The sequence below is a fragment of the Paraburkholderia sp. FW306-2-2C-D06C genome (assembly GCF_058781505.1).
Map to the genome: position 1 here is coordinate 73,132 of NZ_JBYSWU010000021.1, position 26,666 is coordinate 99,797.

25 protein-coding genes are annotated in these 26,666 nt (G+C 62.6%); 15 read left to right on the forward strand and 10 right to left on the reverse strand.

The features are described 5' to 3' along the window. Window positions 1-62 precede the first annotated feature (62 nt). The 3 genes from AC3WLT_RS17840 to AC3WLT_RS17850 form a co-directional block, all read right to left on the reverse strand. Complete coding sequence (locus AC3WLT_RS17840) at window positions 63-1,160, reverse strand: ABC transporter ATP-binding protein (protein WP_492593020.1); 1,098 nt, start codon at window positions 1,158-1,160, stop codon at window positions 63-65. Window positions 1,161-1,245: 85 nt separating this feature from the next. Continuing rightward, window positions 1,246-2,343, reverse strand: a complete 1,098-nt coding sequence (locus tag AC3WLT_RS17845) for an ABC transporter substrate-binding protein (protein ID WP_492593021.1) — start codon at window positions 2,341-2,343, stop codon at window positions 1,246-1,248. A gap of 74 nt (window positions 2,344-2,417) precedes the next feature. After that, window positions 2,418-3,845 (reverse strand): FAD-binding oxidoreductase, encoded by a 1,428-nt coding sequence (locus tag AC3WLT_RS17850; RefSeq protein ID WP_492593022.1) that lies wholly within the window; start codon window positions 3,843-3,845, stop codon window positions 2,418-2,420. Window positions 3,846-4,171: 326 nt separating this feature from the next. Between AC3WLT_RS17850 and AC3WLT_RS17855 the strand changes: the two genes are divergently transcribed. After that, window positions 4,172-5,482 (forward strand): MFS transporter, encoded by a 1,311-nt coding sequence (locus AC3WLT_RS17855; RefSeq protein WP_492593023.1) that lies wholly within the window; start codon window positions 4,172-4,174, stop codon window positions 5,480-5,482. A 16-nt stretch (window positions 5,483-5,498) separates the two neighbouring features. Here AC3WLT_RS17855 and AC3WLT_RS17860 read toward each other — a convergent pair whose 3' ends face one another. After that, window positions 5,499-6,545: an AraC family transcriptional regulator gene (locus AC3WLT_RS17860; protein ID WP_492593024.1), complete on the reverse strand. Its 1,047-nt coding sequence runs from the start codon at window positions 6,543-6,545 to the stop codon at window positions 5,499-5,501. A 297-nt stretch (window positions 6,546-6,842) separates the two neighbouring features. On the opposite strand from AC3WLT_RS17860, the gene AC3WLT_RS17865 reads away from it, so the two are divergent. Beyond that, entirely contained in the window at window positions 6,843-7,091 is a 249-nt protein-coding gene (locus AC3WLT_RS17865) for a hypothetical protein (RefSeq protein WP_492593025.1), read from the forward strand. A gap of 319 nt (window positions 7,092-7,410) precedes the next feature. Here AC3WLT_RS17865 and AC3WLT_RS17870 read toward each other — a convergent pair whose 3' ends face one another. Beyond that, window positions 7,411-8,568 carry an acyltransferase family protein gene (locus AC3WLT_RS17870; protein WP_492593026.1) on the reverse strand — a complete coding sequence of 386 codons (1,158 nt, stop codon included), beginning with the start codon at window positions 8,566-8,568 and terminating at the stop codon, window positions 7,411-7,413. Between the two features lie 241 nt (window positions 8,569-8,809). Between AC3WLT_RS17870 and AC3WLT_RS17875 the strand changes: the two genes are divergently transcribed. The 5 genes from AC3WLT_RS17875 to AC3WLT_RS17895 all read left to right on the forward strand — a co-directional run bounded on the left by AC3WLT_RS17875 (window position 8,810) and on the right by AC3WLT_RS17895 (window position 13,737). Next, window positions 8,810-9,070 carry a hypothetical protein gene (locus tag AC3WLT_RS17875; protein ID WP_492593027.1) on the forward strand — a complete coding sequence of 87 codons (261 nt, stop codon included), beginning with the start codon at window positions 8,810-8,812 and terminating at the stop codon, window positions 9,068-9,070. Window positions 9,071-9,135: 65 nt separating this feature from the next. Next, on the forward strand, window positions 9,136-10,242 hold the full coding sequence (locus AC3WLT_RS17880; RefSeq protein ID WP_492593028.1) for an OpgC domain-containing protein: 1,107 nt from the start codon (window positions 9,136-9,138) through the stop codon (window positions 10,240-10,242). A gap of 17 nt (window positions 10,243-10,259) precedes the next feature. Further along, window positions 10,260-11,906, forward strand: coding sequence for a tannase/feruloyl esterase family alpha/beta hydrolase (locus tag AC3WLT_RS17885; RefSeq protein WP_492593029.1), 1,647 nt, complete (start codon window positions 10,260-10,262; stop codon window positions 11,904-11,906). Window positions 11,907-12,052: 146 nt separating this feature from the next. Beyond that, window positions 12,053-12,979 (forward strand): ABC transporter ATP-binding protein, encoded by a 927-nt coding sequence (locus tag AC3WLT_RS17890; RefSeq protein WP_492593030.1) that lies wholly within the window; start codon window positions 12,053-12,055, stop codon window positions 12,977-12,979. Continuing rightward, complete coding sequence (locus AC3WLT_RS17895; protein ID WP_341316213.1) at window positions 12,976-13,737, forward strand: ABC transporter permease; 762 nt, start codon at window positions 12,976-12,978, stop codon at window positions 13,735-13,737. Before AC3WLT_RS17890 ends, AC3WLT_RS17895 begins: the two co-directional genes overlap by 4 nt. Before the next feature lie 77 nt (window positions 13,738-13,814). Here AC3WLT_RS17895 and AC3WLT_RS17900 read toward each other — a convergent pair whose 3' ends face one another. Then, window positions 13,815-14,819 carry a helix-turn-helix transcriptional regulator gene (locus tag AC3WLT_RS17900; protein WP_492593031.1) on the reverse strand — a complete coding sequence of 335 codons (1,005 nt, stop codon included), beginning with the start codon at window positions 14,817-14,819 and terminating at the stop codon, window positions 13,815-13,817. A gap of 180 nt (window positions 14,820-14,999) precedes the next feature. Here AC3WLT_RS17900 and AC3WLT_RS17905 point away from each other — a divergent pair, with 180 nt between their 5' ends. Then, entirely contained in the window at window positions 15,000-15,914 is a 915-nt protein-coding gene (locus tag AC3WLT_RS17905) for a helix-turn-helix domain-containing protein (RefSeq protein ID WP_492593032.1), read from the forward strand. Between the two features lie 488 nt (window positions 15,915-16,402). Continuing rightward, entirely contained in the window at window positions 16,403-16,828 is a 426-nt protein-coding gene (locus AC3WLT_RS17910; RefSeq protein ID WP_325042798.1) for a DUF3830 family protein, read from the forward strand. Between the two features lie 243 nt (window positions 16,829-17,071). Here AC3WLT_RS17910 and AC3WLT_RS17915 read toward each other — a convergent pair whose 3' ends face one another. The 3 genes from AC3WLT_RS17915 to shiA all read right to left on the reverse strand — a co-directional run bounded on the left by AC3WLT_RS17915 (window position 17,072) and on the right by shiA (window position 20,361). Then, window positions 17,072-17,200 (reverse strand): MFS transporter small subunit, encoded by a 129-nt coding sequence (locus AC3WLT_RS17915; RefSeq protein WP_074288242.1) that lies wholly within the window; start codon window positions 17,198-17,200, stop codon window positions 17,072-17,074. Between the two features lie 10 nt (window positions 17,201-17,210). Continuing rightward, the gene (locus tag AC3WLT_RS17920) at window positions 17,211-18,614 is read right to left on the reverse strand and encodes an L-lactate MFS transporter (RefSeq protein WP_492593033.1); all 1,404 of its coding nucleotides are present in this window, start codon (window positions 18,612-18,614) and stop codon (window positions 17,211-17,213) included. A 427-nt stretch (window positions 18,615-19,041) separates the two neighbouring features. Next, on the reverse strand, window positions 19,042-20,361 hold the full coding sequence (gene shiA, locus AC3WLT_RS17925) for a shikimate transporter (protein ID WP_492593034.1): 1,320 nt from the start codon (window positions 20,359-20,361) through the stop codon (window positions 19,042-19,044). A 365-nt stretch (window positions 20,362-20,726) separates the two neighbouring features. Here shiA and AC3WLT_RS17930 point away from each other — a divergent pair, with 365 nt between their 5' ends. Next, window positions 20,727-20,951: a hypothetical protein gene (locus AC3WLT_RS17930; RefSeq protein ID WP_492593035.1), complete on the forward strand. Its 225-nt coding sequence runs from the start codon at window positions 20,727-20,729 to the stop codon at window positions 20,949-20,951. Next, window positions 20,929-21,648 carry a GntR family transcriptional regulator gene (locus tag AC3WLT_RS17935; RefSeq protein WP_492593036.1) on the forward strand — a complete coding sequence of 240 codons (720 nt, stop codon included), beginning with the start codon at window positions 20,929-20,931 and terminating at the stop codon, window positions 21,646-21,648. The genes AC3WLT_RS17930 and AC3WLT_RS17935 overlap by 23 nt, the downstream gene beginning before the upstream one ends. Window positions 21,649-21,731: 83 nt before the next feature. On the opposite strand, the gene AC3WLT_RS17940 is transcribed toward AC3WLT_RS17935, so the two are convergent. Further along, on the reverse strand, window positions 21,732-22,658 hold the full coding sequence (locus tag AC3WLT_RS17940) for a LysR family transcriptional regulator (RefSeq protein ID WP_492593037.1): 927 nt from the start codon (window positions 22,656-22,658) through the stop codon (window positions 21,732-21,734). A 308-nt stretch (window positions 22,659-22,966) separates the two neighbouring features. Between AC3WLT_RS17940 and AC3WLT_RS17945 the strand changes: the two genes are divergently transcribed. From AC3WLT_RS17945 to frc, 4 genes are all read left to right on the forward strand, one after another. Then, the gene (locus AC3WLT_RS17945; protein WP_492593038.1) at window positions 22,967-23,908 is read left to right on the forward strand and encodes an alpha/beta fold hydrolase; all 942 of its coding nucleotides are present in this window, start codon (window positions 22,967-22,969) and stop codon (window positions 23,906-23,908) included. Between the two features lie 281 nt (window positions 23,909-24,189). Then, window positions 24,190-24,714: a DUF8737 domain-containing protein gene (locus AC3WLT_RS17950; RefSeq protein WP_492593039.1), complete on the forward strand. Its 525-nt coding sequence runs from the start codon at window positions 24,190-24,192 to the stop codon at window positions 24,712-24,714. A 443-nt stretch (window positions 24,715-25,157) separates the two neighbouring features. Continuing rightward, entirely contained in the window at window positions 25,158-25,298 is a 141-nt protein-coding gene (locus AC3WLT_RS17955) for a hypothetical protein (RefSeq protein WP_492593064.1), read from the forward strand. 24 nt (window positions 25,299-25,322) lie between these two features. Next, on the forward strand, window positions 25,323-26,570 hold the full coding sequence (gene frc, locus AC3WLT_RS17960; RefSeq protein ID WP_492593040.1) for a formyl-CoA transferase: 1,248 nt from the start codon (window positions 25,323-25,325) through the stop codon (window positions 26,568-26,570). The last annotated feature ends 96 nt before the right edge of the window (window positions 26,571-26,666 follow it).

Here is a 26,666-nt window from a genome sequence, read left to right on the forward strand (position 1 = left end):
CGCGGGGCCGGCGACGGCGCGGGATGCGTGCGCTGCGCGCTCAGAACGGAATGATTCATGACTTACCCCGCGATCGCGACGGCATCGGCGGCAAGCCATGAGAGCCCGAGCGTCTGCCCGACCTCGTACTGGCTGCCGAGGCGGTGGGTGGGGAAGGCGGCGACCAGCGGCGCGGCATCGGCCGCCTGCGGCTGAAGGTAGAGCTTCGTCATGCTGCCGGTGACCATGATGTCGGTGAGTCGCGCCGACAAGGCGCCGCCGCTGGCCGGGTCCGCGCTCGCGCCGTCGTGAACCCGCAGATTTTGCGGACGCAGCATCAGCTTGACCGGCTTGCCGTGGCCGATCACGGGGTCGTACGCCATCGCCCGGCCTTTCGCGACGCCTTGCACGCTGATTTGCACCTGGTCGCCGGCGCGCTCGGTGACGACTGCGTCGAGCAGATTCGATTCGCCGAGAAAATCCGCGACGAACACGCTGTTCGGCCGGAAGTACAAATCAGCCGGCGTGCCGAGTTGCGCAATCGAACCGGCGTTCATCAGGCAGATGCGGTCCGACATGGTCATCGCCTCTTCCTGATCGTGCGTGACGTAGACGATGGTCGTGCCGAGTTCGCGATGGATCCGCTTGATTTCGAGCTGCATGTGATCGCGCAATTTCTTGTCGAGCGCGCCGAGCGGTTCGTCCATCAGAATGATCGAAGGGCGGTAGACCATGCAGCGGGCGAGCGCGATCCGCTGCTGCTGGCCACCGGACAACTCGCGCGGATAACGCCCCGCCACATGCGGCAGATGCACCATCTCCAGCGCCTGCATCACCTTGTCGTGCGCGGCTTTGGCGTCGGTCTTGCGCATCTGCAGCGGAAACGCGATGTTCTGCGCGACCGTCATGTGCGGAAACAGCGCGTAGTTCTGAAACACCATGCCGATGTCCCGCTCGTAGGGTGCGCCATCTGTGACGTCGACGCCATTGATGCGGATCTGGCCGTCGTCGGGCTGGGCGAGGCCGGCGATCAGGCTGAGCAGCGTCGTCTTGCCGGAGCCGCTCGGTCCAAGCAAGGTCAGGAATTCACCTTCGGCGACGTCGAGGCTGGTCGGCGCGAGCGCGACGAAGTCGCCGTAGCGCTTGCACAGTCCCGCGATTTGAAGATTCGAAGCAGACATGGCATCGGCATCCGTGAAAAGGGTGGGCAGGATCGGCAAGGCGTGCTGATGAAACGGGCTGATGAAACGGGCTGATGAAACGGGCTTACGTCAGGATCCAGCGGTTGAACCGCTCGAGCGCGACGCTCTGATTTTCCTGCCAGTACTTCGCGTCGATATGCAGGCCGTTTTTCATGTTCGCCGGGAACGTCGGGCAGTTTCTGGCGATTTCCGGCTTGATGAAGTTGAACGCTTCCGGCTGTGTGACACCGGCCGGAAAGTATTCGGCGAGCGCGGCCTGGCGTTTCGGATCGGCGGCAAACTTGATGAATTCGCGGCAGGCGTTCGCGTTCGGCGTGCCTTTGAGAATCGACCAGTTGTCGACGCCCCAGATGTTCTGGTCCCAGACGATGCCCACCGGTGCGCCAGTCGCGATCGCTGCTTGCGCGCGCGATATCCACGTGCTGATCATGTCCACTTCGCCCGAGCCCAGCATCTGTTCGACCTGCGCGCCAGTGGTCCACCACACGTCGACGTGCTTCGAAATCTTGTTCAGGCTCGCGAAGCCGCGGTCCAGGTTGCACGGATAGACCTGCGAAGCCGGCACGCCGTCGGCCATCAAGGCCTGCTCCATCGTGTCGAACGGATACTTGCGCAGGCCGCGGCGGCCCGGGAAATCTTTTACGTTCCACATGTCCGCCCACGAGGCCGGCGCTTTGCGGCCCTTGAACGCGTCGGTTCGATAGGCGAGCACCGTGGTGTAGATGTTGGTGCCCACGCCGTAGGGCGACATGTATTGCGCGGGAATCTTCGAGATCGACGGATCGGATTCGAGCCCGTGTTTCTCCAGGTACTCCTTGCCACCGCCGGTCAGCAGCAGAATGGCCGGCTGGCTGATCTTCGCCATGTCCCATGTGTAGCTGCCGGTCTCGACCATGCTCTTGATCATCGCGGTCGGCTCGGCGTTGGCCTGCACGCCGACCACTTCGATGCCGGTCTTCTCCGTGAACGGCCGGTAGAACACCGCGCCGTACGCCTTGGTATAAATGCCGCCGTCGTCGCGGATGACGATCCGTTTGCCGGCCGCGCGCGACGGCGTCCAGACGAACGGAAACGCCACCGCTGCGGCGCCTGCCAGCGCCGTCTTGATGGCCGTGCGGCGGCCGGGTTGTTGAATCTGATCGCGTGCGGGCTGCTTTTTCATGACGGCTCCAGGAGAAGAGGAAAGCGAAGCTTCAGACCGTGTGAACGGCGTGATCGGAGGCAACGTGTGGGGCGTCAGGGCAGCAAACGTCCCGGGTTGAACAGATGATGCGGATCGAGCGCCTGCTTCACGGCGCGCATCAATGAAAGTTCGGCGGCGGATTTGTAATGCGCCATTTCCGTCAGCCCGGTTTGCCCGACACCGTGCTCGGCGCTGAACGTGCCATGCAGTTCGTGCGCGACGTCGTTCACGCTACGGCGCAGCGCGGCTGCGATCGCGGCGGGGTCGGCGAGTTCGCGCCAGGCGTCGAACGTGAAGAAGGGGATGAAGTGCGCGTTGCCGTCGCCGAGATGGGCGACCACCAGAATGTCGAGCTCCGCCACGATTGCATGGACTGCGCGAGTCGACTGTTCGATGAAGGCGGGCACGGCCGATACCGGCACGGCGCAGTCGGTCGTCAAGCCGACGCCGGCCTTCTTGTTCGCCTCCGACACACTGTGGCGAACCTCCCAGAGGGCCGCGCGCTGCGTATCGTTGCTGGCCAGCACGGCGTCGAGGATGAGGCCGGCTTCAGCGGCCTGTTCGAGCGTGTGCTGCAGCAGTTCGGCCATCTCGTCGCCGTCGCGCGTGTCGGCGAGTTCGACCAGCACGTGCCATTCGTGCGGTTCGCCGAGCGGATTGCGTCGCTCGGGCACATGCTCGATGACGAGTTCGAGTTGCCGGCGGTTGATCATTTCGAAGGCGTTCAGCCGTGCGCCGCAGGAGGCCTGAAACATGCCGAGAATGCGCAATGCGGCGGCGGGGTCAGCCGGTGCGAACCAGGCGAGCGCGTGCTGTGTCGGCAGCGGATGCAGCTTCAGCGTGGCCGCCGTGATGATGCCGAGCGTGCCTTCCGTGCCGATGAACAGATGCTTCAGATCGAGCCCCGTGTTGTCCTTGCGCAGCGCGCGCAGACCGTTCCACACGGTGCCGTCGGCGAGCACGACTTCGAGGCCGAGCACGTTGTCGCGTGTATTGCCGTAGCGGAGCACGCCGGTGCCGCCCGCATTCGTCGACAGATTGCCGCCGATCTGACATGAGCCTTCGGCGCCGAGGCTCACCGGGAACAGGCGATGCTCAGCCGCGGCCGCGTCCTGCACGGTCTTCAACACGCAGCCTGCTTCGACTTCCATCGAGTCGTTGACCGCGTCGATATGGCGGATACGCCGCATCCGCGCCAGATTGACGATAACCGGCGCCACGCCCCGAGCAGCCGGCACGGCGCCGCCGCACAGGCTGGTGTTGCCGCCTTGCGGCAGCACCGGCACGCCATGTGCCGCGCACAGCCGCACCACCGCCGCCACCTGCGCCGTGTTCGACGGCAGCACCACGCAGGCGGCCGGGCCCTTGTAGCGGCCGCGCCAATCCTCGGTGAAGCCTTCCAGATCGGACTCGGCGGTCAACACCGCGTCCGCTGCGAGTTCGGCTTGCAGCGCTGCGACCAGGGGCAGGACAGGGTTCATGTGCGGTTCCTCGAGAGATGCGCAGGTCCGGTTCGAAACGGCGAAACCCGCGATGTCTGGAAAAAAGCATAGAAGTAAAAAAATCGCATTGAAATGCATTTAATCGCATTGCAATTGAAGTAAGCGTTTTTACCGAACTAACTGGTAGAGGATCCGCGCAGAGCCGCAGTCCAACGAGCGTTTGACGAAGTTCGTGGCGGCCAGACCCATGCAATGAACCGGCGCGTGACGTAAAGTCGTCCCTTTGCGGGCCGTTAGAGCGGGAAGAGCACCGTTCTTGCCGCCGACCCTTCCGGAACACCACGCCGACCCCGTCCACCGCGCCCATGCACAAAGCAGCCAAGCCAGCCAACCTGTCCCGCGCCGAACTCCGGCGCCTCATCGTGGCGATCGTGATCGGCAACGGCTTCGTTGCGTACGACTTCACGGTTTACAGCTTTTCGGCCGTGCTGATCGGCAATCTGTTCTTTCCGTCCGGCAACCCCGTGTCATCGCTGCTGCTGTCGCTGGCCACCTTCGGCTCGGGTTTCGTGATGCGCCCGCTCGGCGGGATCCTGATCGGCCACATTGCCGATAGCCGCGGCCGCAAGGCCGGGATGACCGTCTCGCTCGCGCTGATGACGCTCGGCACGTGGCTGATCGCGTGCCTGCCCACCTATGCGTCGATCGGTCCGGCGGCGGCGGTGCTGATGGTGCTCGCGCGGCTGATGCAGGGGCTCGCGACAGGCGGGGAGATCGGTCCGGCGGCGGCCTCGCTGATGGAGTCGGTCGCGTACCGGCACCGCTGTTTCATGGTGAGCTGGCGCGGCGCGAGCCAGGGCGCGGCCGCGTTCGCCGCCGCGCTGGTCGGCGCGAGCACCACCGCGCTGCTTTCTACCGAGGCCATGCAGAGCTGGGGATGGCGCATTCCGTTCGTGCTGGGTGGCCTGATCGGCCCGGTCGGCTGGTATCTGCGCCGCCATATGCCGGCGCCGGTGGCCCCGGGGCAGCCGATTGGGCGGCTGAATCCCGGGCGCCTGCTCGTCGAGCACACGCGGCCGCTTGTCTGCGGCATTCCGATGACGGCGGCGACTTCGGTGACCATCTATCTCACCGTGTTCTACATGCCGTCCTACCTGGTGCGAACGCTGCATCGGCCGCCGGCGATCAGTCTGCTGACCGCCAGTCTCTCGGGCCTCGCGATCTTCGTGATGACGCCGCTGATGGGGCGCGCAGCCGACCGGTTCGCGAGCCGCAAGACGCTCCAGTCCCTCCTTTTCGCGGCGTCGCTGGCGGCGGCATGGCCGGTTTTCTGGATGTTGACCCACGGCGTGGGCGATCTCGCCGCGCTCGTCATCATCACCGCGTACGTGGCGCTTGCGGTGAATAACGACGGTGCGATTTTGGTGCTGATGATGGAGGCCTTTCCCGCGCATCGGCGCGCGGCGGGCCTTGCCGTGATCTACGGTGTCGGCGTTGTCGTGTTCGGCGGGTTTTCGCCGTTCTTCGTCACATGGCTCATCAGCGTGACGGGCAACCCGATGATCCCGGCGTGGTACGTGATGGCCGCGACCGGGCTCACGCTCGTCGCGCTGAACCGGTTTCCCGAGCAGGCGCCGGCGGAGGGGCCCGCATACGCTGCGCAGCCGCCGGCGTAATGCGTCGGTTCAATCGCTACGCCGCATTGCGATGCTTCAGGTCCCATGCGCGCGCCCGCATGTCCTGCGGGCTCATGTCGAACGCGCGGCGAAACGCGCGCGTGAAATCCGACGCGCTTTGGAAGCCGAGCCCGTAAGCGATTTCGGTTACCTGCAGATGCGGGAAACGGACCAGTTCGTCCGCCGCTTCCCGCAGCCGGCGATTGCGAATGTAGGCGCCGAGCCCGCCGTCGTGCTCGAACCAGCGGTAGATCGTGGCGCGCTTCAGTTGCAGCGCCTCGACGATACGGGTTGGCGTGAGGTCGCTCTGGTGCAGATTGGCTTCGACGTAACGCCGGACCTGCCCCATCACCGCGGCCTGCAGCGCGGCGCGGCCCCTGCCTGTCAGACGCGATTCCTTGCGAAACGCCGTGATCAGAAGCTGGGCACCGGCATTCAATGCGCCGGCCGCGCTCTGCGGGTCGAGCGTCGGCATTTCCCGGGCGATGGCCGCCATGTGAGCCATGACGAGGTGGGTCAGCGGCGAGCCCAGCGGGAGGATGCGGCCATGCAGTGACGCGCCGTCACGAAGTTCCTCGTCCACGATCGCTGCCGGCAAGAACAGACTCAGCAGACGGCAGGCGGGCCGCTCGGCCCGAAACGGCTGGTTCAGATCGAACGCGACGATGCCCTGCACCGAGCCGGGATCGCTGCGCTTCTTGCGCATGCCTGTCACGTTGCCGATTTCGCCTTCCACGAACAGCTGAAAGGCGTAGTCGCGGCGCGTGTCGGTGGAAACGCGCGCCACCGATCGTTCGAGCACCAGTTTCTCGCTGCGGCAGTCGGTCAACGTCATTCCGCCAACCGCATATAAATCGATCTCTCCGCGGAACCCCTCGGCGATCTGCTGTTTCGACGGCCGTATGTCGACTACGTGGCCCACGCGCTTGCGCCATGCGAGCAGTTGCTCGTCGGCCGCCAGCGCGCGTGTGCTGAAGCTGCTCGTCGTGATGACTGAGCGCGGTTCGGCTGCGGCGGCGGTTGCGTCGGCCACCGGGCTACACGGCAGTGAGCGCTGGTTCATGAGCCAATTGCAGCGAGCGAGGGATACGGTTCGGGCAAAGCAGTCACGGCAAGCGAATTTTTGACACGCTGCCGTCGGAAACTGAGACGTATGGTAAAGCCACACAAAAAAACAGCGTTATCGTCCGACAATAAGATGCAGATCGTTTTCGCTAGTGGCGCGGCGAATCATTGTATCCGTAGCCTCGTTTGAAAGCGCAACTGCGCGATGGAAAGAGCGCCGCTTTGCCATGCGCGGCGCCATAAGGGCGAGCGCGTCAGGCATCGCCCGTCTGGCCAATATACGGGGTACGAGAAAATGAGCGGCACGATCAATCGGCCGACCGCGCGGCGCGGTGGGCTGCGTCCGGCCAGTTTGGCGGACAGCCAGTTGGAGCATCTCGAGAGCATGGTCCAGTACTTGACGCGTGGGGACGCGGATAGTGCTCTGGACCGGTTCGACCGTGAGTATTGGGAAAAGCGCGTTCGTGCGCTGGAAGAAACGCACGATCTGGTTGCCAGCCAGCAGCGCCGCGTCAGCAAGCTGCTCGACAGGCTTCAGAGGTAAGCGGGTATCACGGTGCGGCGTAGCACGGCAGTCGGAATCTGATGTTGGAGTGAATTGCGGTAATCGGGGTTAGCAGCGGGAGACCATATCGATGCCCCAGAGCATCGGCACGTCGGCGCCAATCGCGATCGGATCTGTGTACGGCGCCGATCGTGACATGATCGGCGTGTTTTGCGCACAATCCCGATCACATTTGGTTGGCCCACGTTTCTTATGAATTTTCGTCAGCTCGAAGCTGCGCAGATTACGCAATTGCTTTATTGATCCGCCGGGCGCTGATAAATCAAGATCAAATCAAGGAAAGGCGACGCCGTAGGCATCAAGGAGCATCGCCCCGAGCCACAAACCCGCGTCCGGCTCGCTGCGCAGTGGTCCCGGCTTGCGCAGCAGCACCGGCCCCCTTGGGGCCCTTAAACCTCAAGATAGGCTCTTCGACGAATCGCCAGGACAAAACGGCGATCGCTAACGAAATCAGAAACGAAGCCACCATCCCTGCAACATGCGCCCACCCCGGCACGGCACCGCCGAAAAAAACCGCCGCATGATGATTCCGCATCAAATCCGGAATGAGATTGTGATAAAGATAAAACCCGTAACTGATACGCCCAAAACTCACCAGCCAACGGGTCTCGAGCAGACCCATGATCACAGCGCTCCGGCAGCAGGCGATCGAACACACCAGCGCCGCGATGCAAGCACCATACGCCGCGGAAACAACAGTCAACCCAAGCGGACTCGTCAACTCACTCCACACGGGCTCGGTCGCGCAAAACCCGACAAGGCATGCCGCAAGCGCAATTAACGTCACGCCATGTCCCAGCACGGCCCGCAAGCGGTGCGCGTCTCCGGCGATCATCAAGCCGCCGATTCCCCCGAGCGCCAGCATCCAGAAATTGGTCAACGGATGCGTGTAGATAGTGATCTCCTGCCAGTGCGCCGCGCGCATCGCGAGCAATGAAGCGAGTCCGACCACCACGACCGCCGCACACACCGCCCAATGCCGCCGCGCGGCGATCAGCAACAACAACGGCGCAAACACCAGATAAAACTGCTCCTCGATCGCAAGGCTCCATAGATGCGAGTAACGCCCCGGCCAGTAATGCAACACCGAACCGATCCAGAAGTTCGTCAGATAAGCAAAATGAAACGGCATGCCGCTAGCCAGTTCAGGACTCGCCATGCCGAGCGTCATCAATACGCACATCACCACGAGCATCAGGTAGTAAATCGGAAATATGCGCAGCGTGCGGCGAAACAGGAAACGCTTCAGTTCGGCGGCAAAGCGACTGCCGTTGCGTTCAATGCGGGTGCGTTGCGCGGACAGAATGCCGATAATCAGAAAGCCGCTCAGCGCGAAGAAAATCCATACGCCCAGATGGCCGATCTCGCCGATGTCGCCAAACAGGCGGTGCTGAAAAAACACCATCAGGACCGCGATCGCGCGCAATCCGTCGAAGCCGGCAATCCTGTTGTTCATGTGGTCGTCTTCCAGGGGCAACGGCGGTGCGCGAAGCGTCGCCGTTCAGGGCAGTAGCGGAAGGACCGGAGCGCATCGCGACGGCAAAGTTAGCAATGGCAACTAGAGGACGCCGCAAGGACGCTCAGCGATCCAGCCGATCGAAGATCGGGCTGGCGGCGTATCCGGTCCACATGGGTGGCTGCCGTCGGGAGGTGGCACCGCTCGCAACGCGCGATCTCCGACAGGCGTGCATGAACCCATGCTACGACGAAAAAAAGCGAAAAAAATCGCGCAGGGCATTCATCTATTTTTTTTCCGCGGTCATTACCGGTATGAATCGCTCATTCGCCATTCAAAGCCGCAAAACTTTCCGGCAAGCGAATACGGAATGATTCAGCATTACTGCACGCCGACATCTAAATTTCAGATTGCTGCCAATGCATGCGCGATTAAAGGGCGGTTGTCAGTGCGCGCCGGGATAATGCACGGCATCGGCGGAAACGTTCTAATGTTCCTATGAGAAACAGCGGTATATGACCGCCTCTCACGGCGCATTGGACGGACGCGCCATCTGCGAGAACCTGAATGGAATCACGCCGCGGACGCTCGATCGAAGTGGATTTTTTCCGCGGTATCGTGCTGATTGTCATCGTGCTGGACCACATGCCCGGCAGCGTGCTGTCGCATCTGATGCTGCATGCCTATGCATTGTGCGATTCGGCTGAAGTGTTCGTGTTTATCGGTGGCTACGCGTCCGCAGCCGCCTATACCGGGGTGCTCGCGGGTCGCGGCGAGAGCGCGGCGAACCTGCGTTTCGTCAGGCGCTGCTGGGAAATCTACCGCGCCTATTTGCTGACCGCCGTATTGACGCTATTGTCCGGCGCCATTCTCGCGACGCTGCATCTGAACCCGCCAATGGTCGATCTGACCAGTTGGACGCCGTTCGCGGCGCAGCCGTTGCGCGAAGCACTCAATATCGCCGTGCTGCGGCGTCAGCCGTATCTGTCGAGTGTGCTGCCCATGTACGTGATCTTTGCGCTGTGCGTGCCGTTCGCGGTGCCGCTGGCGCGCCGTTCGCCGCTGCTGGCGCTTGGGCTCAGTCTGGCGATCTGGGCGCTCGCCCGGCCGCTGGCCGCGCTATTCAGCATTGACGACATGGCCGACTGGGCTTTTAATCCGTTTGCGTGGCAACTGATGTTCGTGCTCGGGATTCTGTGCCGGGTGCAATCCGTCAGCGAGCGCTTTCACGCAACCCGCACCGCGCGCTGGCTGACATGGGCCGCGGCGATAGCGGTACTGGCATTCGCTATAGTCAAACTCTTCGTGCTGGCGCAACCGCTGCCCGGCACGTTTAAACAGAACCTTTCCGTGGACCGTGTGATCAACTTCCTCGTCATTGCCTGGCTCGCGGCGCAGTTCGTGCGCATGGGCAGCATCGCGCGGCTCGCGAGGCGGCTGCCCGTGGTGGTGACCGTCGGCCGCACCGGGCTCGTGTGTTTCGTCGCCGGCACGCTGGTCTCCTTGATCGTCGATACGGCGACGCCGCATACGTTTCACGGTTTTCGCGGCACGCTGATCGGACTCGGCGGCGATCTGGTCGCGATCGGCGCCGTGCTGATGATCGCGCGCGGCTGGGACGGCTGGAAAGGGCAGCAGTCGCGCGCGGCGGCCAATGGGGCAGGTTACGGATGACGGCGCGTTCGCGCCGCATGCGCACACGAGTTTCACACGCGGTCGTCACGGCTGTCAGCGCGATGCTATGGCTGAGCGCCGTCGAGGCGCTCGGCGCGCCCAAGGACGCACCGCTCGCGATGCGTTGTGCGGAATTCGCCGGCGCCGTGTTGCCGCCGGAACTCATCGCCATGCCCACTGCCGGCGTGCAGATCGAAAGCGCGGCGATGGTGGGCGCGACCGCGCCCGGCAATCAGCAAGGCGGCGAATCTTGCCGTATCACCGGCCGCATCAAAGGGCTCAACGCGAGCACGCCCGATATCCGTTTCGACCTGAATCTGCCGCGCCGCTGGAATGGCCGCGCGCTGCAGATCGGCGGCGGCGGGTACAACGGCGTGGTGGTCAGCGGCACTGGCGTGATGCCGTTTTCGCCGGATCGCGCGCCGCTCGCGCAAGGCTATGCGACCTTCGGCGACGACTCGGGACACGTGGGCGATTCGTCGCTCGCGATCTTCGGGCTGGTCGATGAGGCCGTGACGAATTTCGGCTATGCGCATCTGAAGAAAACACATGACGCGGCGCTTGCACTCATCGCGCGCGCTTACGGACGGCCGCCCCAACGGATGTACTTCGCCGGCGGTTCGACCGGCGGGCGCGAAGGCTACACGGTGATGCAGCGCTTTCCGGACGACTACGACGGCGTGATCGCCAATTCGCCCGCGCTCAATTTTTCCGGCGTGCGCCTGCTCGGCGTGAAACTCGGCCAGGCCGAATACGCCACGCGCGGCGGCTATATCCCGCCGTTGTTGCTCGAACGCGTGTATCAACGCACGCTGGCGGTTTGTGACCGGCTCGACGGCGCGGCGGACGGCATCGTCAGCGACGTCGCCGCATGCCGCCAGCACGAAGCGGAAATCATCGCTTCATTGCGTTGCGCCGGGCATAGGCCGTCGCACGACGAATGCCTCACCGCTGCGCAGCTATCCACCTTGCTCGTGATGCGCGACGGTCTGTCGTTGCCATACCGGCTGGCGCGGGACGTCAGCGGTTATCAAGGCTACAACATCTTTCAGGGCACGCATCTGACCGGCACGCTCGGGCTCGGGCATCAACCCGAGCGGCAGCCGGTGCCGACCTTCTTCGCCGACGGCTACCTGTTCGCTCAGGGCGACGGCTACATCCGCTATTTCGTCGCGCGCGACGCGAGCTTCGACTCGCTCAGCTTCGACCCGCAACGTCCGGGCAAATATCGCGCCCAGCTGGTCGCGCTGTCGCAGACGATCGGCGCGATGAACACCGATCTGACGCGCTACATCGCACGCGGCGGCAAGCTCATCACGCTGCATGGCCTTGCCGATGAAGTCATCAGCCCGAACCAGACGATCGCCTACTACGAAGCGCTGATCGACCGCTTCGGCATCGACCAGGTCAACGCGTTCATGCGGCTTTATATGGTGCCGGGTTTCCAGCACGGCAGCGGCGTGTTCATTCCGTCGGTGGACCTGCTCGGCGCGCTCGACAACTGGGTGACGCGTGGCGTATCGCCCGAAACGCTGACCGCGACCGACATTGCGGCGGCCACCAATGGGCGCTCCCGGCCGTTGTGCCGCTACCCGCTGTTTCCACGTTATGGGGGCAAGGGCAATCTGAATCTCGCCAGCAGTTTCGTGTGCGCTGAACCGTGATGGCGGCGTAAGCGAAGCCCGCGCGTTCTTGACGTCAAAGAACGGCGCGCTGCACGCTTTCGTTCTTTCATTTACATTGCGGGTGCGGTCGCGCATTCGCACCGCCTCCTTCCAATCCAATACCGGTGTCTGCCATCGTCGAATCCATGCAGCCAATCGTCGCGGTTACGAATCTTTCAAAAACCTATGCTACGGGTTTTCATGCACTCAAAAACATCAATCTGGCTATCCGCCGCGGCGAAATCTTCGCCTTGCTCGGCCCGAACGGCGCGGGCAAAACCACGCTGATCAGCATTATCTGCGGCATCGTCAACGCAAGCGAAGGCAATGTGACGGTGGACGGCCACGACATCGCGGCCGACTACCGTCGCGCGCGGTCGCTGATCGGGCTGGTGCCGCAGGAACTCACTACCGACTCGTTCGAAACCGTCTGGGCGACCGTTTCATTCAGCCGTGGACTGTTCGGCAAACCGAAAAACCCCGCTTACATCGAAAAGGTCTTGCGGGATCTGTCGCTGTGGGAAAAGCGCAATAGCAAGATCATTACGCTGTCGGGCGGCATGAAGCGGCGCGTGCTGATTGCGAAGGCGCTCTCGCACGAACCGCGCGTGCTGTTTCTCGACGAACCCACCGCGGGCGTGGACGTCGAATTGCGGCGCGACATGTGGAAGCTGGTGCGCTCGCTCGCCGCGAGCGGCGTGACGATCATCCTCACCACGCACTATATCGACGAAGCCGAGGAAATGGCCGACCGCATCGGCGTGATCAACGCGGGCGAGATCATGCTGGTCGAAGAGAAGACGGAGCTGATGCGCAAGCTCGGCAAGAAGCAGTTGACATTGCAACTGGACAACCCGCTCGAGCAGGTGCCGCCGGCACTCGTTCAGTATGGACTGGATGTCGCGACGGGCGGCAACGAGCTGATCTACACCTATGAAGGCGACGGCGGCCGCACCGACATCATCGCGCTGCTCAAGGCGCTCGATGATGCCGGCATCCGTTTCAAGGACCTGCATACCACGCAAAGTTCGCTCGAAGACATTTTCGTCAGTCTGCTCCGAGGTGACCAATGAATCTCTACGCAATTCGCGCGATCTACAAGTTCGAAATGGCGCGCACGTGGCGCACGCTGATGCAGAGCATCATCGCGCCGGTGATTTCCACTTCGCTTTACTTCGTCGTGTTCGGCGCGGCGATCGGCTCGCGCATCAAGGAAGTGGACGGCATCAGTTACGGCGCGTTCATCGTGCCGGGTTTGATCATGTTGTCGCTGCTGTCGCAAAGCATTTCGAATGCTTCGTTCGGGATTTACTTTCCGCGCTTCACGGGGACGATCTACGAGCTGCTGTCGGCGCCGGTTTCGTATCTCGAGATCGTCGTGAGCTATGTGGGCGCGGCGGCGACCAAGTCGATTCTGCTCGGCCTGATCATTCTCGCGACCGCGGGACTGTTCGTGCCGTTGCAGGTGCAGCACCCGTTCTGGATGATTCTGTTTCTCGTGCTCACCGCGGTGACGTTCAGTCTGTTCGGTTTCATCATCGGCATCTGGGCCGATAGCTTCGAGAAGCTGCAACTCGTGCCGCTCCTGATCATCACGCCGCTGACCTTTCTCGGCGGCAGTTTCTATGCGGTCAACATGTTGCCGCCGTTCTGGAAGGTCGTGACGCTGTTCAATCCGATCGTCTATCTGGTCAGCGGGTTTCGCTGGAGCTTTTATGGGATCGCCGACGTGAACGTCGGCGTGAGCCTTGGAATGACCGCGGTGTTTCTTGCGGTGTTTCTCGCGATCGTCGCGTGGATCTTCAAGACGGGCTATCGTCTCAAGTCCTGACGCTTGCTACCTGCCGTGCGCAACACGTTCGCCGATCATCCGCTGATCGGCATCCAAACCACGGATGCCGATAGCCATTACGACACATACCCCTGCGCGACGTTGATCAACTGCACACGGTTGCGCACCTTGAACAATTGCCGCAGCCGACGCAGGTGGTAGTCGACGTTGTGCGGCGACAGCCCGAGGAAGTAGGCGATTTCCTTGTCGCGCTGTCCCTGCACGACCGCCTTCAGCACCGCATGCTGCAAGTCACTCAGCGCAACGCGCTGCTGCTGCGCGGGCGCAATGCCGATCACGCTTTTCGCATGCGTCCAGATGAATTCGTGGATCGTGTGCGCGAACATCAGCGTCTCGGCCGCGATCGATTCTGTCATCCAGCGCGGATTGGCGATCTCCGAATTGAAGCACAGGCTCGCGCTCAGTTCCGGCTCGGGCAGCGGCATCTGCGTGAGAATTCCGCTTTTGCGGCCGGTCGCCTCCAGCATGTCGATCAGGCCGCAGAGCCGCTCGCTGCGCATTTGCGCACGCGGCAAGTCGGCGCGCATGTCGGCTGTATTCCACAGGAACGGCAGCCCGGTCGGCGAGGCCAGCGCGACACGCGGATCGAGCTCGAAATAGCGCTCGCGGAAGTAACGCGTGAGCCACGCCTGCGACTCGTAGCTGGTCAGCACGAACATCGTCTTGTGATGCGCGGTGGTGCGCGTGGCCGTATAGCTGAACGAGTCGAAGCCGAGTTGTTTGATGCGCTGCCGTACGAATTCGATGCGGTCCTGCGCACTGCCAAAACGGACCAGCGGACTGATGACGGGCGTGGCCCGCCGCGTGGCAGGCGAGGGCGTGCCGATTTCCTCCTCGGTGAAGAGCGTGAGAAAGCCCGCTGGCGCCATGCCTGACGAAGCCGTGCGGACTGCCGCCCTGGTTGCTTCAGCCGCGTGGGCTGATTTCGCCGGTTGCCGCGCGTCGGCCTGGTAAGCCGATTGTGCGGAAACCGCTGAGTTGTAAGTTGCCGACGCCCGGCCGGCTTCGCCTTGCGGCGAGCCGGTCAGCCAATGCGGCAGCGTATCGCATTCGTGTTCCATGAAACGGTAGCTCCGGCGTTCGAAACGCGTGATGGACGACGACCTGAATGATTAACTATTTCCAAATATTACGGTAGCAGGTTCCTTGCTATCATTTTTGAGATCTTGCGCTGACCGCTTGTGGGCGGGCGCGAGCCCGCTGGGTTTCCCATCTGCATGCGGCATGTTCCAGGAGACGCGATGGCAAGAATTCCAAAGCTGACAACAACGCTCGCCTACGATCGCTATATGGCGGGCCAGAAACTTGTGTCGAGCGTCGACCGGCCGTGGCGGAACCTGGTGCTGCGCTCGTATCTCGAACCGACCGAGCAGGAACTGCTGGAGGCGCCCGGCTTACAGGACCTCACGCTGATGACTCTCGGCAGCGGCGCCGAACACCTCGAGCGCAACCTCGACGGCCGCTGGGAAAGTGCCGACCTGCGGGTGGGCGACGTCTGGTTCGTGCCGCCCGTGCCGATCTCCTGGCGCTGGCGTTCGATCAGCGACGAGCCGTTGTCGACCGTCCATCTGCACATGGAGCGAAGCCTGATCGACAGCGTCGCCGACCAGATGGAACTGGGCGGCTCACGCGAGCTGTCGCTGGGCGACGCGATGCAGTTTCACGATCCGCTGATCGCGGCGATGCTCGCTGCATTGCATCGCGCTGCCAGCGATCCGGCCGACTCACGTCTTTACGTCGACGCGTTGGCTCATGCGCTCGCCGCGCATCTGCTGCAACATTATTCGCGCGGCCGCAACAACGGTTCAGCAGGCCCCGCGGCGGGTCCGGAGCGGCTGGTGCCGCGTCGCATTCGCCGCGTGATCGACTACGTGCGGGCCAATCTTGCCGCCGATCTGGCGATCAGCGAACTGGCCGCGCATGCCGGGCTCAGCAGTTTTCACTTCGCGCGCGTGTTCCGCCGCGAGACCGGCGAAACGCCACATCAGTTCGTTACGCGCCTGCGGCTCGAGGAAGCTGCGAGGCTGCTGCGCGCTACCGATCAGACGGTGCTGCACATTGCGCTTGCGGTTGGTTTCGAGAATGCCAGTCATTTCTCCGTGCAGTTCAAGCGTGGCTATGGCGTGACGCCGCTTGCTTACCGGTTGCGCGGCTGATCCGAGGTTTGCGCGGCTCGCGGCTGGATGATGGTTCGTGACCGCAAGCCGGCCGCGCCGCGGCAGTCGCGGCCGGCACTGTGCGCGTGCCCGTTCGCGTGGACCTTGTGCGGTGCGGGAATAGATTACCGGCCGATTACCGGCCACCGCGATCGGCACGCTGCGCGCAACGTATCGCCAACGGTCGCGGCGGATCATCGAGTGGAAAGTCCGATGAGCCGCCATGGCGGCAAACACGCAACTTGCGCAGTGTGCTGCTCATTGCGCGGCTTGCAAACTACGAACTTTCGGGGCGCATGCGAAGAGAGAAATGGCGACGGCTGGCCTCGATGCTGCTTGGGTGCTCTTTTTCAACTGGCCTGACCGGATGCGCGGCAACTGTACCTGTCGAAGCCACGCAACGGCCGACAGAATATCGCGCCAGCGGCTTGACCTGACCGGCGTCTAACCGACCATTCCATTCAACCCGTCATACCGGATACCTAGCGATGACCCGACTTCGAATCACCTCATGCGGCCATGTATTTACCGCCGAAACCCATCCGGACGCGCCGCAAACCGTGGCCGCCTTCCTGAAGCTGCTGCCGTACCGCCAGAAGATCATCCATGTGCGCTGGAGCGGCGAGGGCTGCTGGGTGCCCCTCGGCGACTTCAAGCTCGAGAACGACGGCGCGGCGGTCGGTTTCGAGAATCACACGAGCCACCCGTCGGTCGGCGACATCCTGTTCTACCCGGGCGGCTACAGCGAAACGGAGATCATCCTCGCGTACGGCTCGTGCTGCTTCGCAAGCAAGCTGGGTCAGCTCGCGGGCAATCACTTCCTGACCATCGTCGAAGGGAAAGAGAAGCTGCGTGAACTCGGCACCAAGGTGCTATGGGAAGGCGCGCAGGAAGTGCTGTTCGAGAAGATCTAGGCGGGCTGGGCCACGTAGCCGCGTCGGGCTCGTGCGGCGGCGAGGCCTCGCCGGCCGCCGGGCGTCCGGCGCGGGCACGCAGTGGGTCCGCCGTGGGTCCGCTTGTGGTCCGTTGCAGAGCTCGGCGCCGGTGCGGCGTACCGGTGGCAGTCTGGCGGGGGAGGGTGCCGCGTCGGGAAAACGCAGCCGGATAACCACTTCGGCACCCCGCACATAGCATCGCGCGGGGTGTCGTTCAAACGCTTACTTGAACAGCTTCATCGCTTGCGAGAGGGTATTCACCACGCCCCACGCCAGCGGAAGCGTCACGTACAGCCAGAAGACGGCGAGTTTGACCTTGTTGGTCGGATGAACGGCTTGAATGGTCGACATGCGAGTCTCCTTAGGCGCCTTTGGCGAGTTGTGCATCGGTCATGTGGTGCTTGTCGTCCACGCGCCTGATCAGCAGATTGCAGACGAAGCCGACCACCAGCAGCACGGCCATGATGTGAACCGTCATCGTGTAGGCGTCCGCTTTGGCGACGCCGTGCGCGACTTCATAGGCGCGGATGTAATTCACCAGCACCGGACCTGCGACGCCCGCCGCGGCCCATGCGGTCAACAGGCGGCCGTGAATGCCGCCGACGAACGCCGTGCCGAACATGTCGGCGAGATACGCCGGCACTGTCGAGAAACCGCCGCCGTACATCGACAGGATCACGCAATAGGCGAGCACGAACAGTGCGATCTGGCCGGAAGCGGCGAAACCCGGCACGAGGTAATACAGCACGGCGCCAAGCACGAAGAAGATGAAGTAGGTGTTCTTGCGGCCGATCCAGTCCGAAGCCGAAGCCCACACAAAACGGCCGCCCATGTTGAACAGCGACAGCAGGCCGACGAAACCGGCCGCCGCGGCTGCCGTCACGGTGTCCTTGAAGCTCTCCTGAATCATCACCGAAGCCTGGCCGAGAATGCCGATGCCGGCCGTCACATTCAGGAACAGCACCAGCCAGATCAGATAGAACTGCGGCGTCTTCAGCGCCTGGTCGATATGCACGTGGTTGCGCGAAATCATCTTCTTCTGATTGGTCGCGCTCGGCGTCCAGCCGGCGGGTTTCCAATCGGCCGGTGGCACGCGGATGGCCAGCGCGCCGATCGACATCGAGATGAAATACGCGATGCCGAGCACGACAAAGGTCTCGGCCACGCCGACGCTGGTCGCGCTGCGGAAGTGGTTCATCAGCGCCACGGAGAGTGGCGCGGCAATCATCGCGCCGCCGCCGAAACCCATGATCGCCATGCCGGTCGCCATGCCGCGGCGGTCCGGGAACCAGCGGATCAGCGTCGACACCGGCGAGACATAGCCGAGGCCGAGCCCGATGCCGCCGATCACGCCGTAGCCGAGATACAGCAACGCGATCTGATGCAGATGCACGCCGAGCGCGGACACCAGAAAGCCGCCGCCGAAGCAGCATGCCGCGGTGAACATCGTGCGGCGCGGACCGACGTGTTCGAGCCACTTGCCGGCAAACGCCGCAGATAAACCGAGAAACACGATCGCCAGCGAAAAAATCCAGCCGAGCGAAGTCAGCGACCAATCGTCCGCCGCGGACTGCGTAATGCCGATCACTTTGGTCAGCGGACCATTGAACACTGAAAAGGCATACGCCTGGCCGATACAGAGGTGGACGGCGAGCGCCGCGGGCGGAACCATCCAGCGCGAGAAGCCCGGTTTCGCGACGGTGGCCTGCTTGGAAAAGAAGGGGGCAGAGCCTTGATTGCCGCTCGGCTCAGTGATGCTACTCATGGTCGGTCTCCGTAGACGAATTCTTTGTTATCGGCGCGTGGAACAAATGCTTGAGATGTCACGGTGTAAAAATCGCAGGTATCCGTCGCCGAATATATGCTCTCTAATTTCATATGAGGCGCACACATTTACAACAAACACTGCTCGGCGGAACGATAGATTGGGAAGTTTTGCTTTGCAATATGAGATGAAAATGCATAAGTATTAGGTCTGACGAAATGCGCCCGTCATCTCGGATTGCGGCAGTACGTGGCGAATTCGCCGGGGGAGCCGCCGAATGGAACGCAAAGGGAAGGCCGGAACCGGCAAGAAGGTAAGGCGGCGAAAGAAAAATCTCCGCCACAAGAAACCATGCGCCAAAAACAAAGCGGGCCGGCAGTGGCAACCTTGCCACGCCGGCCCGCGCAACAGCAGCCGTTGGCGAGAATCAGGCGAGCGTGCGCCCGGTCTTCATTTTTGCCGCCACCAGTACCGAGATCAGACAGCCGATCGCCAGATAAGCCGCCACCGGATGCCACGAGCCACCGGCAAAGCTGACCAGCGCCACCGCGATAAACGGCGTGAAGCCGCCGCCGACCACGCTCGCCACCTGGTAACCGACACCTGCGCCGCTGTAGCGGTACTCGGTGCCGAACAGTTCGGTGAACATCGGCTGCTGCACGCTGACCACCATGTCGTGCGCGACGTTGGCGAGCATCACGGCGAAAACCACGATCCATACCGTCGAGCGCGCGTCCAGCGCAAGGAAGAACGGCACCGCGCTGAACATGCCGACCAGCGCGCCGACGATATACACGCGCCGCCGGCCGAAGCGGTCTGCGAGCCACGCAAAGCACGGAATCGTCACGCAGCTCACTGCGCCGACCAGCAGACCGATCGACAGAAAGAACTCGCGCGGCATGTGCAGATTCGCCGTCGAGTAGTTCAGCGCGAACGCGGTCACGATATACATCGTGAACAACTCGGCGAGGCGCAGCGCGATGATCAGCAGAAACGCCTTCGGATGCCGCAGCAGGGCTTCGACGATCGGCAGCCGGACGCTGCGTTCACCGTGCTCGCCGACTTTCTCGACGAACTCCTGCGACTCCTCCATGCTCGAGCGGATCCACAGCGCGATCAGCACCAGCACGACGCTGAACAGAAACGGCAGACGCCAGCCCCAGCTCAGGAACGACGCGTTGTCCATCGAACGGCTGATGATCGCGACCAGTCCGGTCGAGAGCACGAGGCCCACGCCGTAGCCGACCTGCACGCCGCTGCTGTAGAACGCCTTCTTCTTCTCCGGTGCGCTCTCGACCGCCATCAGCGCCGCGCCGCCCCATTCGCCGCCGACCGCGAAGCCCTGGATCGCACGCAACGTCACGAGCAGCACCGGCGCCCACCAGCCGATGCTGGAGAAGCCGGGCAGCAGACCGATCGCCGCGGTGGACAGACCCATCATCATCACGGTGAGCACCAGCATCCGCTTGCGGCCGAGCCGGTCGCCGTAGTGGCCGAACACGAAGCCGCCGAGCGGGCGGAACAGGAAGCCGACGCCGAACGTGGCGAACGCGGCGAGCGTGCCCATTGCCGGGCTGACCTTCGGGAAGAACTCGGAATTGAAGACAAGCGCGGCAACAATGCCGTACAGAAGAAAGTCGTACCAGTCGACCACCGCGCCGACAAAGCTGCCGAGCGCCGCTTTGCGTGCCCGGCTACGCGCCGTGCGGTTGTCGGCCAATGCCGTGGTTGGGATTGCAATAGTCATGACGGTGTCTCCTTCGGACTCTCTGACTGCTGTCTGGGCGGTGCGGCTGACGCTGAGCGCCGGATTCTACGACCCGTTGCAGGATTTCCGAAGGTTAATGATGCGTTGCTGATCTCACAATCCTCATTCGATGCAATTTGCGCGATCAGCGATCGCGTCTGCGCGAATAGCGCGCGTTTTGCGCGTTTACACCAAGCCTCCACCCATCTTGATAAGCAGTGAACCGTCCGCGGCTCGCCCGTGCTACCGTAAGGATGCAATCCTGAAAACAACAGTGATTGATATACTACATACAGAATATTGATTTATGCGGCGTTGCAGCATATGATTGAGTCATCTCATCACTCAATCATCCGGAGTTACAAATGGAACTTGTTCCTCTCTCGCTGCTTGCCGTTGCTGTCGTTGGTCTTGGCTCCGCCGCCACGGTTCTGCTGACTCGTTGGATTCCGCAGCCGGTTGCGCAGCTTGCAGCGCAACATGGCCGGTTCATCGGCCTCGGCGAACAAGGTGGTGGGTTTGCAGCGGCGGCGCCGTACCGTGCGCATGTTCAACAAGAGGCGATGAATGTCGTCAGAACTTCAAACTGAAGCAGTGGCCATACCGTTGACGTTGTCACTGCAGCCGATCGGCGCAAGCGCGAGCTTGCGCGATCAGGCGTATGCGATGCTCCGCCAGGCCATTGCCGACGCGGATATCTACCAGACTCGCGAAGAGATTCGCCTTGACGAACGCGTGCTGAGCGAGTCGCTCGGCGTGAGCCGCACGCCGGTGCGCGAGGCGATGACGCTGCTCGAGCAGGAAGGTTTTTTGCGCATGGTGCCGCGCCGCGGTATCTATATCGTGCGCAAGAGCAAACGCGAAATCGTCGAGATGATCCAGATGTGGGCCGCGCTCGAAAGCATGGCGGCGCGTCTCGCTACGCTGCACGCTACGGACGAGGAAATCGCCCGGCTGCGCCACATGTTCGACAATTTCCGCGACGCGACGCCGGCCGAGCACATCGCCGAATATTCCGACGCCAACATTGCGTTTCACCAGGCGATCGTCGAGTTGTCGAAGTCGCAGATCATCCTCGACACGATCAAGAACATCTTTATCCACGTGCGGGCGATTCGCCGCATGACCATTTCGCAGAGCGACCGCGCGTCGCGTTCCATCGTCGATCACCTGCGCATCATCGAGGCGCTGGAGCAGCGCGATACCGAACTGGCCGAGCGGCTCGTGCGTCAGCACTCGCTCGATCTCGCTGCGTTTGTCGAGGCGAATTGCGATTTTCTGGATTGACGCCTGCCTGAGCGTTGCTGAAACCGACTCGACCAGTTCGGCCGATACCGGCTTCTCGCCCGTCAGATATCACCAATGTGAATTCAGGTTTTGTCCGCAGTGTCCGAGCGGCTCTTCATGTGATCGATGAAGGCTCGCAGCTTCGGCATCATTTGATGGCGGCCGGGATAGTAGAGAAATACACCTGGCGCCATTGGCGCGAACGGCTTCAGGACGTGTACGAGTTTTCCCGCTTTTGTCGGTCCAGCCGCGATCGGCTCAGGCACTTGCGCAAGACCGATGCCTTCGATGGCCGCACCAAGCACGGTGGGAAAGTCGTTGGCGATCAGCGGCCCCGAGACGATGGCCTCGACTGTCTTGTTGCCGTCGACAAAGGACCAGGGCGCGATCGACCCGTTCGAGCGGCGCATGCGTAGGCAGGCGTGCTGACGCAGATCGTCGATGCGCTCCGGCCGCTTCCGCCGGCGTAGATAATCTGGGCTGCTGACGACCACGAACGGGAACGGCGGCGTCAACCGTATCGCGACCATGTCGGCGGCGATGAACTGGCCCAGCCGGATGCCGGCGTCAAACCCGTCAGCCGCGAGGTCGATCAGCTCCTCGCTTGCGACGATCTCCACCTCGACCTCGGGATAGGCCTGGCAGAAGGATCCGACCAGCGGCTCCAGCAGGATCGGCACCACCGCGCGCGGCACCGATAAACGCAATAGTCCTGTCGGCCTCTGTCCAAGGTCATGCGCAACCGCGCCTGCGGCGACGAGCTCCTCGAAGGCGGGCTTTGCGCGTTCGAGGAAGCGTTGGCCGGCCTCGGTCAGGCCGACACTGCGCGTTGTGCGTATGAAGAGCGCTGCGCCGACGCGCGCCTCAAGTGCGCGTACCGTCTGGCTCATGGCCGATGGAGTCACGCCGAGTTCCGCGGCCGCTTTGCGAAAACTGCGGTGCTGGGCAACGCTCAGGAACGCCTCTACGCCGTCGAGCGCGCCTTGCCTGACTGTGAAGTTCTGCTTCATAACTCATCGATATTATCGCGAATAGTCGAGCGCGGGAAGCGGTTGTACATTTAGCTTGCAAAGCCGGAGTCACGTCGCAAATTCAGGAGTCACGCGTGATGTCGAGGCCCCAGATGCGCGACAGTCAAGGGAGCAACGCAATGCGAGACACAACGTTTTCCAGACGCGACTTGCTCAGGGCGGCGGGCGCGCTCACCGTCGCCGCTGCTTTCGCGGAGCCGCCCAAGGTCGCTGCCTCCGAGCCAGGTGGGGCTGGTCCTGAGCCGACATCCTGGGTGGATTCGGCGATGCCAGAGGTGACGCATCGCATGATCGTGACGAACGGCATCCGCTTGCACGTGGCCGAGCAGGGTCGAGGCCCGCTCATCATCCTCTGCCACGGCTTTCCCGAGTGCTGGTATTCGTGGCGGCATCAGCTCCGGGCGCTGGCGGAGGCTGGGTTCCGTGCGGTGGCACCCGACCTGCGTGGGTATGGGCGAAGTGACCGTCCGGAGGAGGTGGAGAACTATACGATTCTCCATGACATCGGCGACATCGTGGGTCTCGTCGACGCTTTGGGTGCCCAACAGGCAGTGATCGCCGGCCACGACGTCGGCGCCACGATAGCATGGCAAGCGGCGCTTCTGCGCCCCGACCGTTTCCGTGCTGTTATTGCGCTTAGCGTGCCGTTCCGGCCGCGGGCGTTTGGCGGCTCGGTGCCGCCGACGACGCTCATGCCGCGGAACGAGAATGCAGTGTTCTACCAGCTCTTCCTCCAGACCCCCGAGGCGGAGGCGGCGCTCGGGCGCGACTTGCATCGCACATTTCGCTCGCAGCTCTACTCGCTCTCGGGCGACAGGCCGCCGTCCGCGGGCGGCGGGTTTGCTGGCGGGATGGTGCCCCGGAAGGGTGATTCCTTAGCCGCTCCGGCGTCCTTGCCGGCTTGGGTCACGGAGTCCGACATCGATGTTTATGTCGCGGAATTCACGCGGAGCGGATTCCGCGGTCCCCTCGCCTGGTACCGCAACGTCGATCGCAGCTGGGAGCTGCTGGCTCCCTTTGCCGGCGCGGCGGTGACCATTCCGGCACTGTATATCGCGGGCGACCGGGATTTTGTCGTCGCCGCCAATTCCCAGTTTGTTGCCAGGCAGTCGGCAATGGTTCCCAAGCTCCGGCCGGCGGTGATGCTGGCGGGCTGTGGTCATTGGACCGAGCAAGAACGTGCGCCGGAGGTCAGCGCTGCCATGATCGACTTCCTTCGGCGCTTGTAGGCGAAGACGAGAACACAGACATCGGGGAACGACAAGGTGGTTGCCGTCCTGGGTGTCAACGGTTTCTTCGTTCGCTAAGGCGTCGTCACGCTGGCGATCCTCGGGCTTTGGGCCGCGTTGCAGCGACGGCGTCTCACCGCCAAAGCATGGCGGGCGGGGATCATCGCTACGGGACTATTGCCGCTCTGATGTGTGACGGTTGCCGCAAGCGCCACCCCGTCCTCCGGCATCCTGACCGCGGTGTTCGAGGCCGCGTGAACCAACTGCTGATAGGAGGCCAAATGTCCACGGAAATCCTGTTCCAAACACATCTTGTTCTAGGCTATGTCGCGTGGCTGCTTTGCTTCGGCGCGTACGGTCTGCCGTGGCTCAGGTCGATGGACCGCGTCGCAGCGCAGCGCGCCATCGCTACTCTGCACAGCTTCCGCTTCTTCGGGCTCGTCTTTATCCTTCCGGGTGTCGTAAGCCCCAATCTGCCCGCCGACTTCGCCGTGTTCGCCGCCTACGGCGACTTCGCAACCGGGGTGCTGGCCATGCTGGCGCTTCTCACGGTGAGGGTACGCCCGCTCTTCTGGCTGTTCGTCGTCGCCTTCAATCTCGTGGGGACGGTCGACCTCATCGTCGACTATTACCACGCCATCCAGGTCGAACTTCCTGCGCACGCTGAGGAGTTGGGCGCCACCTACGCGATCCCGATCATCTACGTACCGCTGCTGATGATCACGCACATCGTCGCATTCTATTTTCTGGTACGCCCTCAGTCCAAGGCGGCTCGGGCCTTCGTCGACGATGCGGCCGTATCTTAGATTTCTCTGTCATCGCAGACGTCCGTCGTCGCCACGCCGTAGTCCCGCAACAACGCCTTCGCCTGATATTCGTGAATGTTCACTGTCTCCTCGCTGGGTCGGGTGGCGCACCGTGCAGTGCGGGATAAACCGTACTTGACGGTCTATAAAATATGGTATGTGATATATCAAAATGATTCGAGGCAGAGTGTGAGTCGGTGTTTTCCCTCAGTTTAGAGGCAGAGGAAAGGCAGTTTTCAGCTGCGACGTAGGCGGGATAAGGCCTAAAGCAGGTTTAAAGCAGAAATCCAGACGCAAACGCATCTTGAAATCGACCTTGATTGAATATGATATATCACATACTGTATGTAAAAAAGTCGGTCAGACTCCCGCAGCGGCGGGTGCCATCGACACGGGCGCGTCCGTCGATAACCGTCGCACAACCGATTGACCAGGAGACGACCATGTCTGCAGTTGTTTCATCCCTGAGCGCCGACGCGGGCAGCACGACGGCCGAGGACACGGGCCGCCCGGCGGTGGTGAACATCTGGGTCGATCCGCGCGAACATGCGCCGGGCACGAAGAACCAGACCATGTACAGGTAACACGCACACTTCAGGAGACACGACATGGGCAAAGCACTCGACGGTGTGCGCATTCTCGATTTCACGCATGTGCAATCGGGGCCGACCTGCACGCAGTTGCTCGCGTGGTTCGGCGCGGACGTGATCAAGGTGGAGCGGGCCGGCGCGGGCGATATCACGCGTGAGCAACTGCGCGATATCCCCGACGTGGACAGCCTGTACTTCACGATGCTCAATCACAACAAGCGCTCGGTCACGATCGATACGAAAAACCCGGAAGGCAAACAGGTGCTCGAAGCGCTGATCCAGACATGCGACGTGCTGGTGGAGAATTTCGCACCGGGCGCGCTGGACCGGATGGGTTTCACGTGGGAGCGGATTCAGGAGTTGAATCCGCGGATGATCGTCGCATCGGTGAAGGGCTTCGGTCCAGGTCCCTACGAAGACTGCAAGGTCTATGAGAACGTCGCGCAATGCGCGGGTGGCGCGGCTTCGACCACCGGCTTCGACGACGGCCCGCCGGTGGTGAGCGGCGCGCAGATCGGCGACAGCGGCACCGGCTTGCATCTGGCGCTCGGCATCGTCACGGCGTTATATCAGCGTACAACCACCGGTCGCGGCCAGCGCGTACTTGCGGCCATGCAGGACGGCGTGCTCAACCTGTGCCGCGTGAAGCTGCGCGATCAGCAACGGCTCGAACGCACCGGCGTGATGAAGGAATACCCGCAATATCCGAACGGGAAGTTCGGTGAAGCCGTGCCGCGCGCGGGCAACGCATCGGGTGGCGGTCAGCCGGGCTGGATTCTGAAGTGCAAGGGCTGGGAAACGGACCCGAACGCGTATATCTACTTCATCACCCAGGCGCCGGTGTGGGCGAAAATCTGCAACGTGATCGGTAAGGAGGAGTGGGCCACCGATCCCGACTACGCGACGCCCGCCGCACGTTTGCCGCGTTTGAAGGATATCTTCGCGGAGATCGAGCGCTGGACCATGACCAAGACCAAGTTCGAGGCCATGGGCATCCTCAACAAGTACGACATTCCGTGCGGCCCGATTCTGTCGATGAAGGAGATCGCCGAAGAGCCGTCGCTGCGCAAGACCGGCACGATCGTCGAAGTCGATCATCCGTTGCGCGGCAAATATCTGACGGTTGGTAATCCTATCAAACTGTCCGATAGCCCAACCGAAGTCAAGCGTTCGCCTCTGCTTGGCGAACACACCGACGAGGTCATGGCCGAACTCGGCTATACGCCCGAACAGATCAGCGCATTGCGCACCGCCGGCGCGATTTAGTCGCGCCTGATTTGAAACATCAAGCAGGTGACGGCGCGATTTTCTGGGCAGCACTCGAACGCAAAGAAGATCGCGCCAAAGCGTTCAAGGAGCGAA